This window comes from Achromobacter sp. FW305-C-30-7, from assembly GCF_058783105.1.
Genome location: NZ_JBYSYI010000003.1, coordinates 168,634 through 185,721, shown reverse-complemented (window position 1 = coordinate 185,721; position 17,088 = coordinate 168,634). Strand labels below are relative to the sequence as shown.

General features: G+C 68.1%; 15 protein-coding genes. 14 read left to right on the top strand and 1 reads right to left on the bottom strand.

Features of this window, described 5'->3' with window-relative positions; all coding sequences use genetic code 11:
• Positions 1 to 78 precede the first annotated feature (78 nt).
• On the top strand, positions 79 to 1,551 hold the full coding sequence (locus tag AC3WOB_RS11560) for a hypothetical protein (RefSeq protein WP_492275082.1): 1,473 nt from the start codon (positions 79 to 81) through the stop codon (positions 1,549 to 1,551).
• A 36-nt stretch (positions 1,552 to 1,587) separates the two neighbouring features.
• Here the strand turns inward: AC3WOB_RS11560 and AC3WOB_RS11555 are convergent, their stop codons facing one another.
• Entirely contained in the window at positions 1,588 to 2,826 is a 1,239-nt protein-coding gene (locus AC3WOB_RS11555) for an EAL domain-containing response regulator (protein ID WP_492275081.1), read from the bottom strand.
• 304 nt (positions 2,827 to 3,130) lie between these two features.
• On the opposite strand from AC3WOB_RS11555, the gene AC3WOB_RS11550 reads away from it, so the two are divergent.
• From AC3WOB_RS11550 to AC3WOB_RS11490, 13 genes are all read left to right on the top strand, one after another.
• Complete coding sequence (locus tag AC3WOB_RS11550; RefSeq protein ID WP_492275080.1) at positions 3,131 to 4,150, top strand: histone deacetylase family protein; 1,020 nt, start codon at positions 3,131 to 3,133, stop codon at positions 4,148 to 4,150.
• Between the two features lie 258 nt (positions 4,151 to 4,408).
• Positions 4,409 to 5,143, top strand: a complete 735-nt coding sequence (locus AC3WOB_RS11545) for a FadR/GntR family transcriptional regulator (protein ID WP_041653609.1) — start codon at positions 4,409 to 4,411, stop codon at positions 5,141 to 5,143.
• 187 nt (positions 5,144 to 5,330) lie between these two features.
• On the top strand, positions 5,331 to 6,836 hold the full coding sequence (locus tag AC3WOB_RS11540; RefSeq protein ID WP_207464693.1) for an ABC transporter substrate-binding protein: 1,506 nt from the start codon (positions 5,331 to 5,333) through the stop codon (positions 6,834 to 6,836).
• Positions 6,837 to 6,920: 84 nt separating this feature from the next.
• Positions 6,921 to 7,838: an ABC transporter permease gene (locus AC3WOB_RS11535; protein ID WP_492275079.1), complete on the top strand. Its 918-nt coding sequence runs from the start codon at positions 6,921 to 6,923 to the stop codon at positions 7,836 to 7,838.
• Positions 7,835 to 8,704, top strand: coding sequence for an ABC transporter permease (locus tag AC3WOB_RS11530; protein ID WP_492275078.1), 870 nt, complete (start codon positions 7,835 to 7,837; stop codon positions 8,702 to 8,704). The genes AC3WOB_RS11535 and AC3WOB_RS11530 overlap by 4 nt, the downstream gene beginning before the upstream one ends.
• A gap of 4 nt (positions 8,705 to 8,708) precedes the next feature.
• Positions 8,709 to 9,707 carry an ABC transporter ATP-binding protein gene (locus AC3WOB_RS11525; protein WP_492275077.1) on the top strand — a complete coding sequence of 333 codons (999 nt, stop codon included), beginning with the start codon at positions 8,709 to 8,711 and terminating at the stop codon, positions 9,705 to 9,707.
• Entirely contained in the window at positions 9,704 to 10,516 is an 813-nt protein-coding gene (locus AC3WOB_RS11520; RefSeq protein ID WP_492275076.1) for an ATP-binding cassette domain-containing protein, read from the top strand. Before AC3WOB_RS11525 ends, AC3WOB_RS11520 begins: the two co-directional genes overlap by 4 nt.
• Positions 10,513 to 11,649 (top strand): YncE family protein, encoded by a 1,137-nt coding sequence (locus AC3WOB_RS11515; protein ID WP_492275075.1) that lies wholly within the window; start codon positions 10,513 to 10,515, stop codon positions 11,647 to 11,649. Before AC3WOB_RS11520 ends, AC3WOB_RS11515 begins: the two co-directional genes overlap by 4 nt.
• Before the next feature lie 34 nt (positions 11,650 to 11,683).
• A complete protein-coding gene (locus tag AC3WOB_RS11510) occupies positions 11,684 to 12,679 on the top strand; it encodes a TRAP transporter substrate-binding protein (RefSeq protein WP_454694627.1) in 996 nt (331 codons plus the stop codon).
• The gene (locus AC3WOB_RS11505; protein ID WP_332015875.1) at positions 12,679 to 13,158 is read left to right on the top strand and encodes a TRAP transporter small permease; all 480 of its coding nucleotides are present in this window, start codon (positions 12,679 to 12,681) and stop codon (positions 13,156 to 13,158) included. The genes AC3WOB_RS11510 and AC3WOB_RS11505 overlap by 1 nt, the downstream gene beginning before the upstream one ends.
• A 4-nt stretch (positions 13,159 to 13,162) precedes the next feature.
• Positions 13,163 to 14,446, top strand: a complete 1,284-nt coding sequence (locus tag AC3WOB_RS11500) for a TRAP transporter large permease (protein ID WP_492275074.1) — start codon at positions 13,163 to 13,165, stop codon at positions 14,444 to 14,446.
• Complete coding sequence (locus AC3WOB_RS11495; RefSeq protein WP_492275073.1) at positions 14,443 to 15,372, top strand: HpcH/HpaI aldolase/citrate lyase family protein; 930 nt, start codon at positions 14,443 to 14,445, stop codon at positions 15,370 to 15,372. The genes AC3WOB_RS11500 and AC3WOB_RS11495 overlap by 4 nt, the downstream gene beginning before the upstream one ends.
• Positions 15,369 to 17,081, top strand: a complete 1,713-nt coding sequence (locus AC3WOB_RS11490; RefSeq protein ID WP_492275072.1) for a thiamine pyrophosphate-binding protein — start codon at positions 15,369 to 15,371, stop codon at positions 17,079 to 17,081. The genes AC3WOB_RS11495 and AC3WOB_RS11490 overlap by 4 nt, the downstream gene beginning before the upstream one ends.
• Positions 17,082 to 17,088 lie beyond the last annotated feature (7 nt).

The window sequence follows — 17,088 nt, the reverse complement described above, 5'->3', positions numbered from 1 at the left end:
CCAGCGCCGTCGCGCTCCCGGCATACACTGCTACGCGCTACGCCACACCCCGGACTCCGCCATGCAGACGATCCATCCATGATGTACCTCCTGTGGTCCTTGCCCGCCCTGGCCGTCATCGGCGCCATCGCCAGCGGGCGCGTGAACACGACCGCCGCCGCCGTCCTTGGCCTGCTTGCCGCCATACCGATCGCGCTGTACACGGCGCCCGCGTCTTTTGGCGTCGGCCAACTCGGGCTGGCGCTGGAACGGGGTCTCTGGATAGGCTGGATCATCACCCCATACATTCTGGGGGGGCTGCTGTTCTGGAACATGGCGGCGCAAGGACGCGCGACACGCGATGCGGCGGACGGCGGCAAGACCACCTTGGCCCATCCCCTGGCACGCCGCCGGCTGCTGTTCTTCGCCTGTTTCCTGGTCGGCCCCTTCGCCGAGTCGGCCACCGGCTTTGGCGTGGGCATGCTGGGCACGGTGCTGCTGATCCGGCCGCTGGACCTGAAGCCGCGCGAGACCATGGTGTTCGCACTGCTGAGCCAAACCCTGATTCCCTGGGGCGCCATGGGCAGCGGCACGCTGCTGGCCTCGGCCTATGCGCGCGTCCCGGCCACCCAGCTGGCGTTGTACGGCATGGTGCCGGTGGCCTTGCTGACCGTGCTGTGGATGCTGCTGTACTGGCGCACCGCAAGGCGCGCGGGCTTGCGGGCCGAGCCCGCCGAGCATGTGCGCGAGGCCACGTGGATGATAGCGAGCCTGGCCGCGCTGAGCGCCGCGACGGCGCTGCTGGGACCAGAAACCGCGCTGCTGTCGGCCTATGGCCCGCTCATCGTGCTGCGCTTCCTGCTGGACCGCCGGCCGGACCGGCCCCGCATGAAGGCCGCGGCGCGCAAGGCCCTGCCCTACATCCTGATGATTGCATGGCTGGTCGCCACGCGCCTGCTGCCGGGCCTGAACAGCGGCCTGGGCGGACTGGCGGCGTTCCGGCCGTTTGTGGACCTGCCAGGCTGGATGCCCTTGCTGCATGCCGGCAGCTGGCTGATCATCGGCGCCGTGTTGATCGCGGCAGCATGCCGTCAGCGCGGCCTGCTCGTTACCCAGGCGCGCGCGGCCTGGACCACCGGACGCCACGCCGTGTACTCGGTATTCCTGTTCGCCATGATGGCCGAGGTGCTGGCGGGCGCGGGTATTTCGCAAGCCTACGCCGACGGCCTGTTCGCTGGCCTGAAGGACTGGACCATCCTGATCACGCCGGTGCTGGCCGGCGTATTCGGCATCCTGGCCAATAGCGGCAACGCGCCCAACAGCCTGTTCATGCCTGCGCAGCTGTCGCTGGCCTTGAACGCGGGCCTGAGCGTGCCCGCCGCGGCCGCGCTGTTGCATGTGTCCGGCACGTCCATGGGGATTTTCTCGCCGGTGCGGATGTCGATCGCGGCGGGACTGGCCCATGGCCGCGGGGAAGAGCGCGGCGTGTATGTGCAGTTGCTGCCGTACGCGCTGGCGGCCTTCGGCCTGCTGTTGGGCCTGGCAGTACTGGTGGTGCTGGCGGGATCCTGAGCCAGGCCGGCTTGCGGCCGGCCGCAGGTTGCCGCCTCAGGCGTTGGCGTACATCCTCAGGATTCCGTGTCCGATCACGCCCTGGCTGAGCGCGTATTGGCGGAACGTGTCCAGCGGCATCGGCCGGCCGTGGAAATAGCCTTGCGTCACCTGCACGCCCAATGCGCACACCATCTCGAGCTCTTCATGGGTTTCGATGCCCTCGGCCACCACCGTCATGTCCAGCGACCGCGCCATTTCGATGGTGCAGGCCAGGATGCTTTGGGCATGCCCCTGCCGGCCGGCACGGGCGATCAGGTCGCGGTCGATCTTCAGTTCGTCGAAGGGCGCGCACAGCAGGCGGTCGAGCGACGAATCCCCGGTGCCGAAGTCGTCGATCGCGCAGCTGAAGCCGCGCAGGCGCAATTGCGTGATGGCGCCAGCCAGCGCCCCGTTGGAGCGCGCCCCGCCGTCCTCGGTGATTTCGATGACGACGCGGTCTGGTTCCACGCCCGCCTGTTCCGCGCGGTCGGCCACATCCTGGGCCCAGCTGATGGAGCTGGCGACAACCGCCGGCACATTGATGCCGATGACGCAATCCGGGCGGCTGCCCAGTTCGCGCTGCGCTTCGAAAGCGCGCGCCAGCATGTAGCCGGTCAGGGGTTCGAGCAGGCCGGTGGCCTCGAATGCTGGCAGAAACGCCGCGGGTGGCACCATCGCGCCGCCATCCCCGGCCCAGCGGGCCAGTGTTTCCGCGCCGCGTAATTCGCCGGTCGTCGCACAATGCTGCGGCTGGAAATATGCCGTGATTTCCCGCTGCGCCAGGGCGCGCAGCAGGCGTTCCCGGTTCAGGCCGGCCAGGACCGCGCCGCTGCTCTCGGCCGCGGCACGTACCGTGGCCGCGCCGTCGGCCAACGCCGAACGGGCCAGCGACTCGATCAATGAAATCAGGCAGGCCGCTTCCAGAGGTTTGCCCAGAGCGGCGATGATGGGCACGCCGCGGTTCCTGGCATAGCTTGCCGCGGCCTGCAGGATGCGGGACGGATGGCTGCTGGCGATGGCGATGCCGCCGCAGCCGCCGGCATCGGCCAGCGCGTCTATCATCTGCAGCCCGGTGCGGTCGGCCATGTCGAGATCGACGATGACCAGATCCCACTGCCGCTGCCGGATCGCCGCCACGGCCGACGCGCCGTCATGCGCCATTGCCACCTCGGGTACGCCGATCTTGGCCAGCATCCGCACCAGCGCGCAACGTTGGATTTCGTCTTGATCGACAATCAGGGCGGATTTGAGCATGATGTTCCAGATGAACGGAGGACCAGCGGCTGGGCCGTGGCACGCAGAAGGCCGGCGGCAGAGGCGGTGAGTTGCCGGCCAATTCATTGTTCCACCGGTCGCCATGAACCGAAATCAGCCCAGTCCTATTTTGCCGATCGCAGCGCGAAGCATTGCGTCGCAGCGATGCCGGCCATTCCGTTGCTGCCCACCTCATCCTGCTTTCGTTCCTGTCGCGGCCGCCGTATAACGACGTCTTGGCCGTCTGCCCAGGACAGCAAGCCCGGCCGGCGCGGCGTCAACCCCCAACCAGGTGTCATCCAGCATGAAGGCATATTTCCACGACGATCAGAAACTGCACCACCCGCAGACCTATTTCTCGCGCGGCAAGATGCGCACCCCCCAGGAAGTGCCCTCGCGCCTGGACGCGCTGGCAGAGGCCGCGCGCAAGCTGGGCTTCGACGTTCAAGCCCCGCCCGACCAGGGCGCCGGCGCGATTTCGGCAGTGCACACGCTGGACTACCTGCGTTTCCTGCAAGGCGCGCACGCCGCCTGGAAGCAGCTGCCCGACGATTGGGGCGACGAGGTCGTCTCCAACGTCTTCGTGCGCGAGCCCAACGCCCTGCGCGGCGTACTGGCGCAGGCCGCGCGCTACCTGGCCGACGGCAGCTGCCCGGTCGGCCAGCACACCTGGCATTCGGCCTACTGGTCGGCGCAATGCGCCATCGCCGGCGCCGACGCGCTGCTGGCCGGCGAGCGCCACGCCTACGCCATCTGCCGCCCGCCCGGCCACCATGCGCGACGCGACGCGGCCGGCGGCTTCTGCTACCTGAACAATGCCGCCATCGCCGCGCAGCGCCTGACCTCGCGCTATCCGCGCGTGGCGATCCTGGACACCGACATGCACCACGGCCAGGGCATCCAGGAGATCTTCTACGAGCGCAGCGACGTGCTGTACGTATCCATCCACGGCGACCCCGAAAACTTCTATCCCGTGGTCGCCGGCCATGCGGACGAGCTCGGCGCTGGCCCAGGCTATGGCTACAACATCAACCTGCCCATGCCGCACGGTTCGCCGGAGTCGGTGTTCTTCGACAAGCTGGCCGAAGCGCGCCGCGCCATCGAACTGTTCCAGCCCGACGCCCTGGTGCTGTCGCTGGGCTTCGACATCTTCGAAAAAGACCCACAAGCCATGGTCGCCGTCAGCGAGAACGGCTTTGAACGCCTGGGCCGGGAAGTGGGCGGCCTGAAACTGCCCACCCTGGTCGTGCAGGAAGGCGGCTACTACATCGAAGGGCTGGAATCGAACGCCTCGCGCTTCTTCGGCGGACTGGCTTCGGCCTGAACCCGTACCTGGCCGGCGTCCCGCTGCGGACGCCGGCCGCTCGCCACCGCCGCAGGCAAACGCCTCGCTAGTGGTTTTCCCTAAAAATGGAAAAGCCCGGTTCACAAGCCGGACCGCCTCCGGTACATTTCGTCCAGTGGCCTGACCACTGGGCCACCAGATATCCGGACACTCCAGGCCATACCGGGAGTGCGACGCAAGACAAGCCTGGGCAGAGCCTTTACCCTCTACATCCCGATCATCCACCCGAACGCCACAATGACCTCTCTCCAGGCCGTCGCCTCCACCCGCCTCTACCGCATGATTGCCGACCAGATCGCCGCGCGCATCAAGGCGGGCGACTTCCCTGCGGGCGGGCGGCTGCCGGCCGAGCGCGAACTGGCCGAACAGTTGCAGGTCAGCCGCGCCTCGGTGCGCGAAGCGCTGATCGCGCTGGAAATCGAGGGGTATGTGGAGGTTCGCGTGGGCACCGGCGTGTTCGTGAACCAGGCGCGCGAAGACGGCCAGTACCAGTCGCCGCAGCCTGCCCCGGTCGCCGCCAACGGCGTCGAAGCCACCGACATCGGCCCCTTCGACCTGCTCGAAACCCGCTTGCTGCTGGAGCCCGAGTGCGCGGCCCTGGCGGCGCAGAAGGCATCGCCCGCCCAGATCGCGGCGATCCGCGCGGCCCATGAAGGCATGTCCCTGACCGAATCGCCCAGCGTGCACGACCGCGCCTTCCATAGCGCGATCGGCGCGGCCTGCGGCAACGCCGCGCTGGCCGCGGCAATCTCCCATATCTGGCACCTCAGCACCTTGAGCCCGGTGTTCACCCGTCTTGAAGAACACTTCGTGACCACCAAGGTGTGGAGCGAAGCCCAGCAGGAACACGAACGCATCCTCGCGGCCATTTCCGACCGCGATCCGATCCGCGCGCGCCACGCCATGCACGACCACCTGGTCGGCATCCTGGCCCGCCTGCGGGAAGACTTCGGCAGCGCTGGGATCCGATGATTTGATGAACGCCTGAACCCCGGCCTGAGAACCAGGCCCCTTCCCTTACCGACCGTGCAAGCACCGCCAGCGCAAAACGCGCCGCCCGCGGCAAGGGGAGCGGCTTGCCTGCCGATACGCACGCAGCAGTTCCGCAGCACCCGCAATACCCGTAGGCCCCATACCTAAAACACATCAAGGTGAAAACATGCAGCTGACCCGTACCGTGAAGCTTTTGAGCGCGGCGCTATTGGCGCTTGGCGCCCATGCCGCCCAGGCCAATAAGGCTGACAACTCCCTCAACATCGCCTTCGATGCGGCGCCCGCCACGCTGGACGCCTACAAGGAATCGGACCGCCCCGGCCTGGCGCTGGCGCGCATGGTGTTTTCGGGGCTGCTGCAGAAAAACCAGGACACGGGCGAATTCGGTCCGGCCATCGCCACCGGCTATAAGTTCGTGGACGACACCACTATCGAACTGCCTATCCGCAAGGACGTGAAGTTCCACGACGGCTCGCTGCTGACCATCGACGACGTGCTGTACACGCTGAACCTGGTGTCCTCGGAAGGCTACAAGGCGCGGTTCCAGAACCAGGTCGCCTGGATCGCAAAGGCCGAGAAGGCTTCCGACGACACCGTGCGCATCAAGATGAAGACGCCCTACCCGCTGGCGTTGGAGATGCTGTCGGAAAACCTGCCGATCTATCCGCGCAAGTACTACGAGGCCAACCAGTCCGACATGGGCGCCAAGCCCATCGGCACCGGCCCCTACCGCCTGGTGGAAAGCCAGCCCGGCAGCCGCTACGTATATGAACGCTTCGAAGACTACTTCGGCGCCAAACCGGCCGTGCAGAAGCTGGTGGTGCGCGTGTTGCCCGACGCCAACACCCAGTACGCCGAACTGCTCTCCGGCGGCCTGGACTGGATCTGGCGCGTCCCGCCCGACGTGGCCAAGCGCATGGAAAAACAGTCCGCCGTCACGGTCAAGAGCAGCAGCATCATGCGCATCAGCTACATCTCGCTGAACCCGCAATTTGACGGCGGCAAGTCGCCGCTGGCCAAGCAGGAAGTGCGCCAGGCCATCAACTACGCCATCGACCGCGAAGCCATCCGCAAGGCCCTGGTAGGCGGCGCGTCCAAGGTCATCAACGCGGCCTGCAACCCGGCCCAGTTCGGCTGCGCCGCCGAGGTGCAGTCCTACAAATTCGACCCGGCCCGCGCCAAGCAGCTGCTGGCCCAGGCCGGCTACCCCAACGGCGTGACGTTGGACCTGGTGATTTCGGCCCCGCCGCGCGCCATCCTGGACGCCGCCGCCGCCCAGATGGCGCAGGCCGGCATCAAGCTGAACCTGGTCGAACAACAGTACGGCACCGCCATGACCAACTGGCGCGAAGGCAAGATCGCCATGCTGTCGTCCAACTGGGGCTCCTACGGCATCGCCGACGCGGCGCTGTCGACCAGCAATTTCTTCCGCGGCGGCCCGGATGACCAGGCGCGCAATCCGGAAGTCATCAAGTACCTGGAAACCGCCGACACCTCCGTGGACCGCGAACTGCGCGCCAAGAACTATGCCGCCGCCCAGAAGATCGTGGCCGACCAGGCCTACTGGGTGCCGCTGTGGAACCACTCGCTCAACGCCGTGCAGGCCAAGGACCTGAATTTCTCGGTCGACGGCGACGAATTCCCGCGTTTCTACAAGGCCCGCTGGAACTGACCGGCCCCGCCGGCATGGCCCCGTTCCCAGGCCCAAGCGGGCGGGAACGGCGGTCCTCCGGCGCACACCGTCATAGGTAGCCCCATGATTGCATTCCTGTTCCGTCGCCTGGTGGTGTCCGCGCTGCTGGTGGTGTTCGTCTCGCTGATCAGCTTCTCGCTGGTGTTCGCTTCCGGCAATCCGGCGGCGCGCCTGGCTGGCGAAGGCAGCGCCGCCGACGCGGCCCGCCTGGCGCAGCTGCACGGTTTCAACGACCCGATCCTGGTGCAGTACGGCCGCTGGCTGGCCGGCGTCGCCCGCGGCGATTTCGGCGACAGCTTGTACTTCAGCCGCCCCGTGGCCGAACTGCTGACCCAGCATTTCCCCGCCACCGCCAAGCTGGGCCTGGCCGCGATGCTGTTTGCGCTGCTGCTGGCGATACCGCTGGGCGTGCTGGCCGGATTGCGCCGCGGCTCGCTGATCGACCGCGGCACCATGCTGCTGTCGGCCTGCGCCCAGGCCATGCCGCCGTTCTGCCTGGCTTTCCTGCTCATCATCGTCTTCAGCGTGCGCAACCAATGGCTGCCGGCCTCCGGATTCGACAGCTGGAAGCACTACGTCATGCCGGTGACCGCGCTGGGGCTGTTCGCCATGCCAGCCATGTTGCGCCTGATGAAATCCGAAATGGAAACCGTGCTGGCCACCGATTACATCCGCACCGCCCGCGCCATGGGCTTGGGCGGCCCCAGCGTGGTGTTGAAGTACGCGCTGCGCAATGCCTTGCGGCCGCTGGTGTCGCTGGCCGCAGCCCAGATGGGCACCTTGCTGGCCGGCTCCGTCGTCATCGAGACCGTGTTCGCCATCAATGGCGCGGGCCTGCTGGCCTGGACCTCGATCCTGCGCGGCGACTTTCCCACGATGCAGGCGCTGATCCTGATCTTCGCCTTGATCTACATCGTCCTCACCCTGGTCGCCGATCTGGTCAACGGTTGGCTCGACCCCCGCGTGCGAGTTTCATCATGAGCAGCGTCATCGCCTCCTCTCTTCCCGTCCGCTCGCGTGGCGAACGCGCGGCCCGCTATGGCCGCAATTTTGGCCTGGCCATGCTGGCGCTGCTGGTGCTGGCCGGCCTGCTGGGTCCCTACCTGGTCCCGCATGATCCCTACACCCAGGATCTGCTGGCCCGTCTGCAGGAGCCCGTCTGGAGCGAGGACGGCAGCTGGAACCACATCCTCGGCACCGACCAACTGGGCCGCGACGTGCTGGCGCGAGCGCTGTATGGCGTGCGCGTGTCGGCGCTGATCGGCCTGTCGGTCGCGTTGATGGGTGGACTGATAGGCACCACGCTGGGCGTGGCGGCGGGCTACTTCGGCGGCGCGGTGGATCGCGCCGTGTCCTTCCTGATCACCGCGCGCCTGGCCCTGCCCATCATCCTGGTGGCGCTGGCGGTGGTGTCGGTGGTGGGCGCCTCGCTCACCGTGGTGGTGCTGGTGCTGGGCTTGCTGCTGTGGGAACGCTATGCGCTGGTGGCCCGGACCATGGCCGCGGGCCTGCGCAACGCCGAGTTCGTCACCGCATCGCGGCTGCAGGGCTGCACCCATCTGCAGATCATCTGGCGCGACATCCTGCCCAATCTGGTGGGCAACCTGCTCATCATCGGCACCGTGGACGCGGCCATGGCGATCACGCTGGAGGCCTCGCTGTCATTCCTGGGCCTGGGCGTGCCGGCGCCGATGCCGTCGCTGGGCCTGATGATCGCCGAGGGCAAGGAAAACATGCTGTTCCAGCCCTCGCTGGTGGTGATCCCCAGCGTGGTGCTGTTCGTGCTGGTGCTGTGCGTGAACCGCGCCGGCGAATCGCTGCGCGCCGTGCAAATGAAGAAAGGCTGATCCCATGACCGACACCAGCCACCCCCTGCTGCGGGTCCAGGACCTGCACATCGACATCCAGACGCCCACCCACGTCAAGCACGTGGTGCGCGCGGTGGACTTCAGCCTGCAGCGCGGCAAGACGCTGTGCATCGTCGGCGAATCGGGCTGCGGCAAGTCGCTGACCGCGCTGGCGCTGCTGGACCTGCTGCCGGCGGCCGCACGCCGCCGTGTGGCCAAGCTGGAGTTTGCCGGCCAGGATTTGGCCACGCTGACACCGGCCGCCCTGGCGCAACTGCGCGGCGCCCGCATCGCCATGATCTTCCAGGACCCGATGACCTCGCTGAACCCGGTGTTCCCCATCGGCACCCAGCTGGTCGACGTGCTGCGCCGGCACAAGCGCGTCAGCCGCCGCGCGGCCGAGGAGCGCGCCGAATACCTGCTGCGCCGCGTCGGCATCGCCAATCCCCGCGACCGCATGCGGCAGTATCCCTTCGAGTTGTCGGGCGGCTTGCGCCAGCGCGTGATGATCGCGATGGCCCTGATGTGCGGCCCCGAACTGCTGATCGCCGACGAGCCCACCACCGCGCTGGACGTGACCGTGCAGGCCGAGCTGCTGGACCTGCTGCGCGACATCCAGGCCGAGTTCGGCCTGGGGATGGTGTTCATTTCCCACGACATGGGCCTGGTGGCGCGCATCGCCGACCACGTCATCGTCATGTACGCGGGCGACATCGTCGAAGGCGGCAGCGTGCGCGAGGTGCTGGAGCACCCCAGCCATCCGTATACCGCCATGCTGCTGAACTGTATCCCCCAGCCCGGGCGCACCGCGCCGCGCGCCGACCTGCCCACCATCGCCGGCGCCGTGCCCTCGCTGGACACCGCTATTCGCGGCTGCGCCTTCCGCGAGCGCTGCCCGGTGACCGAGGCCTGCTGCGCCCAGCCCTTCCCGCCGCGCGTACAGGGCGGACACCGCTGCCTGTGCGTCAAACCCGGCGCCTTGCGCCTAGGAGCCACGGCATGAGCAGCCCGACCGCCACATCCGCCAGCATCAGCCTGAATTCGCTGTGCTTCCAGTACGGCCGCGCCAGCCTGTTCTCGCGTCGTCCCGCCCCACGCATCCTGCATGACATCGACCTGCACGTGCCCGCCGGCCAGACCATCGGCCTGGTGGGGGAATCCGGCAGCGGCAAGTCCACCATCGCCAAGCTGATGCTGGGCCTGCTGGCGCCGACGCAGGGCCAGGCGCTGCTGGACGGCAAACCACTGGCCGCGATGCCGGCGCGCGCCCGCGCCCGCCGCATCCAGATGGTGTTCCAGGATCCGTACTCCTCGCTCAACCCGCGCCGCACCATCAACGAAATCCTGACCGCGCCGCTGCGCACGCATGGCATCGGCAATGCGGCCTCCCAAGCCGCCGCGGTGCGCCGGATGATGGACGCCGTGGGCCTGGTGCCGGCCTTCGCCGCGCGCTATCCGCGCGAACTATCGGGCGGCCAGCGCCAGCGCGTGGCAATCGCCCGCGCACTGATGCTGGAGCCGCAGCTGCTGATCTGCGACGAGCCCACTTCCGCGCTGGACGTGTCGGTGCAGGCGCAGATCCTGAACCTGCTGATGGAATTGCAGCGCGAGCGCGGCCTGGGCTATCTGTTCATCAGCCACAACCTGGCCGTGGTGCAGCACATCGCCGATGAGATTGTGGTGCTGCAAGGCGGCCGCGTGGTCGAGCGCGGCTCCGCCAGCCAGGTCTACTTCGAACCGGTCCATCCGTACACGCGGCAACTCATCGGCGCCACCCTGGCGGTGCCGCAAGCGCAGGAGCTCGCGGCATGAGCCCTCAGAACGCACGCCACCTGCTGCTGGTCGGCAACGACCAGAAGGTCACCTGGGACGACGGCCAGATCCGTTTCCTGGCGCCGGGCAATGACAGCCTGTGCGTCTACGACGCCGGCGCGAATCCCGCCGCGCCCGTACTGGTCGCCACCCTTTCCCTGCCCAACTCGCTGTTCGGCCCGCCGGTCAACCTGGCCGTCACGCCGGACCAACGCCTGGGCCTGATCGCGGATTCCATGGACTGGCGCGCGCGCGCCGATGGCGCCGGCTGGCAGCCCGAGCCTGGCCGCGGACTGTACGTGATCGACCTGGAAGCCAATCCGCCGGCCATCGTGCAGCGGCTGGAGGTCGGGCTGCAGCCTTCGGGCCTGGCCATCAACCGCGCCGGCACGCTGGCGCTGGTGGCCAACAAGGCCGGCCGCTCCGTGTCGGTGCTGCGCATCGCCGGCAAGCGCGCCGAAGTCTGCGGCGAAGTGGATATGGGCACCTCGGTGGTGGCGGTGTCCTTTGCCGCCGACGGCCGCCGCGCCTTCGTGGTCAAGACCGACAGCCATCGCCTGGGCCTGCTGCGCATAGACGAGAGCGGCGCAAACCCCATCGTGACCCACGATCCCGCCGAGGACCTGACCACCGGCCTGGTGCCGTTCAACCTGGTGGTGTCGCCCGACGGCGCGCTGGCGCTGGTGGTGGACATGGGCAGCCCGACCGCGTCGGACGGCCACGCGGACTCGGTCAGCGTGGTGGATCTGCGCGCCGATCCGCCGCGCGTGATCGACCGCGTCATGGTCGAGGACGGCCCGGAAGGCATCGCCATCAGTCCCGACGGCCGCTACGCGGCGGTCGCCATCGTGCAAGGTTCGAACAACCCGTCCAGCGCCTGGTTCCACCATCCGCGCGGGCAGATCGTATTGCTGCGTATCGACGGCCAGTCCGTGACCCGCGCCGGCGCCATCGAGGTCGGCGCGCTGCCCGAAGGCGTGGCCTTCAGCCCCAACAGCCGCTATCTGTACGTCGGCAACTTCCTGGATGCCGAAATGCAGGTCCTCGCCGTGGGCGATCAGGGCCTGCGCGACACCGGCACCCGCATCGCCCTGCCTGGACGGCCCGCGTCGATGCGCGCGCAGTCCTACTGACCCTATCCATCCCCCCCGCTCCCGGAGTTCCGCCATGACCACCGCTCCTCAAAAGAAACAGACCCTGCTGGCCGCCGCCCTGCTCGCCCTCGCCGGCCTGGCGCCGCTGTCGGCCCACGCCCTGGACATCAAGCTCGGCCACGTGCTGGCTCCCAGCCACAGCTGGAACAAGGCCGCCGAAGGCTTCGCCGCCGAGGTCAAGGAAAAGACCGCCGGCCGCGTCAATTTCGTGCTGTTCCCCAGTGGCCAGCTCGGCAACGAGAAGACCATGCTCGAAGGCCTGCAGATCGGCAGCCAGGGCGCCGCCATCATCGGCTCGGGCTCGCTGCAGCCCATCGAACCCAAGTTCGGCGTGGTCGAACTGCCCTATACCTGGTCGACGTCCCAGCAGGCCTACAAGGCCTACGACGGCGAGCTGGGCGAGGCGCTGGCCAAGCTGGCCGACAAGAAGAACCTGACCATCATTTCCTGGTGGGAAAACGGCTTCCGCCACGTCACCAACAACCGCGGCGCGGTCGCCAAGCCCGCCGACCTGGCCGGCCTGAAGACTCGCGTCACGCCCGACAAGATGCGCCTGGACACCTTTACCGCGCTGGGCGCCAACCCTGCGCCGCTGGCCTTCGGCGAACTGTATTCGGCGCTGCAGCAGAAGGTGTTCGACGCCCAGGAGAACCCGCTGTCCATCATCTACACCTCGTCCTTCTTCGAAGTGCAGAAGTACCTGTCGCTGACCGGCCACGTCTGGGGCCCCGCCAACCTGATCATCTCCAAGCCGGTGTGGAACCGCATCTCGGCCGACGACAAGAAGATCGTGCAGGCGGCCGCCGACAAGTGGCGCGACGCCCAGCGCCAGATGATCACCGATGGCGACCAGCAGTTCATCGCCCAGCTGAAGGAAAAGGGCATGCAGGTCAATGAGGTCGACAAGCCCGCCTTCGCCGCTGCGGTCGCGCCGGTGTGGAAGACCTACTCGGTCACCTACGGCCCCGAGCTGATGGCGCTGGTGCAGAAGTACCGCGAGGCCAAGTAATGCTCAACCGACTGTCCGCGATCCTGTCGGGCATCAGCAAGGCCTTCGCCGCCGTGGCGGTGGCCTTGCTGGCGATCCTGATCTCCTACGTGGTGTTCGCCCGTTTCGTCACCCACACCACGCCGCATTGGGCCGAGGAACTGCCGCGCCTGGTGCTGGTCTGGTCCGCCTTCATCGGCGGCGTCGTCTGCAGCTTCGAGCGCTCGCACCTGATGGCCGGACTGCTGCCCTTCGTGGTGCGCAATCCCCGCATCCTGAACGCCTTCGAACGCATCAACCAGGCGCTCATCATCGTCGGCCTCGCAGCCCTGGGCTATGCCGGCTGGCAGCTGGCCGAACTGACCATGGACCAGACTCTGCCGGCGCTGGACGTGTCGGCCGGCGTCGTGTATCTGGCGCTGCCCTTCGCCTGCGCCATCACCATCGTGGTGCATCTGGCCCAGCTGTTCTCCGCCGCTCCCGCCGCTGCAAAGGAATAACAAGATGTCTACGGGTGCTCTCTTCCTGATGGGCGTGTTCACGATCACGGTGCTGATCGACATGCCCATCGCCTTCGGCCTGGTGCTGTCCTGCCTGGCCTATCTGGCGGTCTACGATTCCGCCCCCATGATGGTGGCGGCGCAGCAGTACGTGGTGGGGCTGGACAGCTTCACGCTGCTGGCGATTCCGCTCTTCATCCTGGCGGCCCAGCTGATGAACGGCGCCGGCCTGACCCAGCGCATCGTGCGCCTGTGCGCCGCCATCGTCGGCGACATCAAGGGCGGCCTGGCCGTGGTGGCCGTGCTGGCCTGCCTGATGTTCGGCGCGCTGTCCGGCTCCGGCGTGGCCGACGTGGTCGCCATCGGCAGCCTGCTGCTGCCGGCCATGGCCCGCAGCGGCTACGACAAGGGCTTTTCCTGCGCCCTGGTCGGCAGCGCCGGCGCCACCTCCACCATCATCCCGCCCAGCATCGTGCTGATCGTCTACGGCACCATCACCGACACCTCGGTGGGCAAGCTGTTCGTGGCCGGCATCATTCCGGGCATCCTGCTGGGGCTGTCGCTGATCGGCGTGGCCATTTGGCAATCGCGCAAGCACAACTGGGCCGGCGGCCAGCCCTTCAGCTGGTCCGAGCTGCGCGCCGCAGCCATCGACGCCCTGCCCGCGCTGATGGTGCCGGTGCTGATCATCGGCGGCATCCGCTTCGGCATCTTCACCGCCACCGAGGCGGCCTCCAGCGCCATCATCTACGCCTTGCTTATCGGCTTTTTCTGGTACCGCACGCTGAGCCTGAAGTCGCTGTGGGACAACTTGAAATCCACCGGCGAAAGCAGCGCGTCCATCCTGCTCATCATCGGCGCGTCGGGGCTGTTCGCCTGGGTGCTGGTGGCCGAACAGGTGCCGCAGGCCTTGTCCACGCTGCTGGTCGAATGGACCGACAGCAAGACCGCCGTGCTGCTGGTGCTGACCGTGGTGCTGTTGCTGCTGGGCACCTTCATGGAGGCGATCCCGGTCATCATCATCGTGGCCCCGGTTGTGATGCCGGTGCTGGCGCACTACAACATCGACCCGGTGCACTTCGGCATCCTGCTGTCGATCAACATGGCCATCGGCGCCAACACGCCGCCGGTCGGAGTCGACCTGATGGCCGCTTGCAAGATCGGCGGCATCAACATGATGCAGACCCTGCGCCCGCTGTCCTGGATGATGCTGGCCATGACCGCGGTCATGCTGCTGCTGACTTTCGTACCCGAACTGGTGCTGTTCCTGCCGAGGCACGTGCAATGACCCCTATCACTCCCTCCCGCCGTCCCCCGTTCCTGCGTCGCAGCTGGATGTTCGTGCCCGGCCTGGACGCCGACGCCCAGGCCGACGGCCTGGCCAGCGGCGCCGATGCCCTGGTGGCGGACCTGGAAGAGTTCACCGCCCCGGCGGACCGGCCGGCAGCGCGCCCGCGCATCGCCGACTTGTTCGCCCGCTGCCGCGCCCAGGGGGTGGTGGCCGCGGTCCGCATCAACAAGCTGGAAGAGGACGGCTTGGCCGACCTGCGCGGCGTCATGCCCGGCGCCCCGGACGCGGTATTCCTGCCGCACGCCGAGAGCCCGGCGCAGATCGCCGCCCTGGACCAGGCGATCACCGTGCTGGAGGCCGAACTGGGCCTGCCCGCCGGCAGCACCGAGATCGTGCCCACGCTGGAGTCCGCGCTGGGCGTGCACCGCGCCTACGACATCCTGACCGCCAGCCCGCGCGTGTCCGCCTGCCTGCTGGCCGCCGAGGACCTGACGGCCAGCCTGGGCGCCGAGCGCGGCAAGGACGGCATCGAGCTGCATCATGTTCGCGCCCGCTTCCTGCTGGATTGCACCGCCGCGGGCTGCCTGCCGATCGACTGCCCGTTCAACTACCGCGACATGCCGGCGCTGGAAGCCGACGTGCGCTGGGCCCGTCGCCTGGGGCTGAAGTCCAAGTGCGCGACGGTGGCCGACCAGGTCAAGCTGATCCACGCCGTGTTCACGCCCGCCCCGGATGAAGTCGCGGCGGCCGAGGATTGCGTCGTCCGCTACGAAGCCCAGCGCGCCGGCCGCCATGACGCCGAGCGCATCGATCCGCCTGTCTACAACACCGCGCGCCGCCTCTTGGCGCGTCATCACCAATTCGAACGATGGGCCGCCGAGCGCCGCGCGCAGGCCGTCCCGCAACAAGGAGACTCCGCATGACGTCAGCCGCAATTCCCGAACGCAATGGCGGTCAGATCCTGATGCAGCAACTGCGCATCCATGGCGCGCGCCGCGTGTTCATGATCCCCGGCGAAAGCTATCTGCCCTGCATCGACGCGCTGAACGACCACACCGATGCCATCGAGGCCATCGTCTGCCGCCAGGAAAGCGGCGCGGCCTACATGGCCGAGGCCTATGGCAAGCTCACCGGCGAACCCGGCATCTGCTTCGTCACGCGCGGCCCGGGCGCCACCAACGCCAGCATCGGCGTGCACACCGCCTTCCAGGACTCGACTCCGATGATCCTGTTCGTGGGCCAGGTGGGCAACGACTTCATGGAGCGCGAAGCATTCCAGGAGATCGACTACCGCCGCATGTTCGGCCAGATGGCCAAGTGGGTGGCGCAGATCGACCGCACCGACCGCATTCCCGAATACATCTCGCGTGCCTTCGCCGTGGCCACCAGCGGCCGGCCCGGCCCCGTGGTGCTGGCGCTGCCCGAAGACACGCTGTGGGGCCGCGCCCGCGTCGCCGACCTGCCGCGCTACCCGCGCGTGCACAGCCATCCGGGCGCAGCCGACCTGGCCCGCATGACCCAATTGCTGGACGCTGCCGAACGCCCCTTCCTGCTGCTGGGCGGCAACGGCTGGCACCAGACCGCGATCGACCAGATCGCCGGCTTTGCCGAGCGCTTCGAGCTGCCGGTGGGGACCGCCTGGCGCCGCCTGGAGTGCTTCGACCAGCGCCACCCCAACGCCGCCGGCCACGTCGGCTGGGCCATGACGCCGGAACTGCGCCAGCGCCTGCGCGACGCCGACCTGGTGCTTGCCGTGGGCACGCGCATGGGCGAGGCCACCACCGAAGGCTATACCGTAATCGAGAGCCCGCTGCCGCGCCAGCAACTGATCCATGTGTATCCCGACGCCGCCGAGCTGGGCCGCGTGTTCTCGCCGACCCAGGCCATCGTGGCGGATGTGGCCAGCTTCGCCGCCAGCGTGGCCCAACTGGTCCCCGGCCACAAGACGGCACGCGCCGCCGCCGCGCGCGCAGCCCACCAGGAACTGGTCGACAGCCTGGAACCGCTGGCCTCGCCCGGCCCCATGAGTCTGGACCAGGCCGCCGCCTACGTCGACGCGCATGTGCCGGCAGACGCCTGCATCACCGTGGGCGCGGGCAACTATGCGCTGTATCCCCACCGCTACCGCCGCTACGCCGGGCCGGGCACCAGCCTGACGCCCACCGTGGGCTCCATGGGCTACGGCCTGCCGGCGGCCATCTCGGCCAAGCTGGAAGACCGCAAGCGCACGGTTGTCTGCTACGCCGGCGACGGTTGCTTCCAGATGAATATGCAGGAGCTGGGCGTGGCGCTGCAATACCGCCTGGGCGTGGTGGTGCTGGTGTTCAACAACGGCATCTGGGGCACCATCCGCGCCCACCAGGAACGCGAATTCCCGGCCCGCACCATCGCCCTGTCCTTCGAGAACCCGGACTTCACCCAGATCATCCGCGGCTACGGCGGCTATGGCGAAGCCGTGGAAGACACCGCCAGCTTCGGCCCTGCTTTCGAGCGCGCGCTGGCCTTTGCCGAGCGCGAGAACCTGCCGGCCCTGCTGGAAATCCGTTACGACGCCAATGGCATTTCGCCGGGCGAAACCCTGATGGGCATACGCGAGGCCGCGCTGGCCCGCAGTGCCGCCGCCAGCCACTGACACAGAG

What these genes read in the sequence shown, in the direction of transcription:
- AC3WOB_RS11510 (WP_454694627.1), top strand. Translation starts at nt 11,684, where the DNA reads ATGACCACCGCTCCTCAAAAGAAACAGACCCTGCTGGCCGCCGCCCTG.
- AC3WOB_RS11530 (WP_492275078.1), top strand. Translation starts at nt 7,835, where the DNA reads ATGAGCAGCGTCATCGCCTCCTCTCTTCCCGTCCGCTCGCGTGGCGAA.
- AC3WOB_RS11560 (WP_492275082.1), top strand. Translation starts at nt 79, where the DNA reads ATGATGTACCTCCTGTGGTCCTTGCCCGCCCTGGCCGTCATCGGCGCC.
- AC3WOB_RS11555 (WP_492275081.1), bottom strand. Translation starts at nt 2,826, where the DNA reads ATGCTCAAATCCGCCCTGATTGTCGATCAAGACGAAATCCAACGTTGC.
- AC3WOB_RS11545 (WP_041653609.1), top strand. Translation starts at nt 4,409, where the DNA reads ATGACCTCTCTCCAGGCCGTCGCCTCCACCCGCCTCTACCGCATGATT.
- AC3WOB_RS11515 (WP_492275075.1), top strand. Translation starts at nt 10,513, where the DNA reads ATGAGCCCTCAGAACGCACGCCACCTGCTGCTGGTCGGCAACGACCAG.
- AC3WOB_RS11550 (WP_492275080.1), top strand. Translation starts at nt 3,131, where the DNA reads ATGAAGGCATATTTCCACGACGATCAGAAACTGCACCACCCGCAGACC.
- AC3WOB_RS11520 (WP_492275076.1), top strand. Translation starts at nt 9,704, where the DNA reads ATGAGCAGCCCGACCGCCACATCCGCCAGCATCAGCCTGAATTCGCTG.
- AC3WOB_RS11495 (WP_492275073.1), top strand. Translation starts at nt 14,443, where the DNA reads ATGACCCCTATCACTCCCTCCCGCCGTCCCCCGTTCCTGCGTCGCAGC.
- AC3WOB_RS11535 (WP_492275079.1), top strand. Translation starts at nt 6,921, where the DNA reads ATGATTGCATTCCTGTTCCGTCGCCTGGTGGTGTCCGCGCTGCTGGTG.
- AC3WOB_RS11525 (WP_492275077.1), top strand. Translation starts at nt 8,709, where the DNA reads ATGACCGACACCAGCCACCCCCTGCTGCGGGTCCAGGACCTGCACATC.
- AC3WOB_RS11500 (WP_492275074.1), top strand. Translation starts at nt 13,163, where the DNA reads ATGTCTACGGGTGCTCTCTTCCTGATGGGCGTGTTCACGATCACGGTG.
- AC3WOB_RS11490 (WP_492275072.1), top strand. Translation starts at nt 15,369, where the DNA reads ATGACGTCAGCCGCAATTCCCGAACGCAATGGCGGTCAGATCCTGATG.
- AC3WOB_RS11540 (WP_207464693.1), top strand. Translation starts at nt 5,331, where the DNA reads ATGCAGCTGACCCGTACCGTGAAGCTTTTGAGCGCGGCGCTATTGGCG.
- AC3WOB_RS11505 (WP_332015875.1), top strand. Translation starts at nt 12,679, where the DNA reads ATGCTCAACCGACTGTCCGCGATCCTGTCGGGCATCAGCAAGGCCTTC.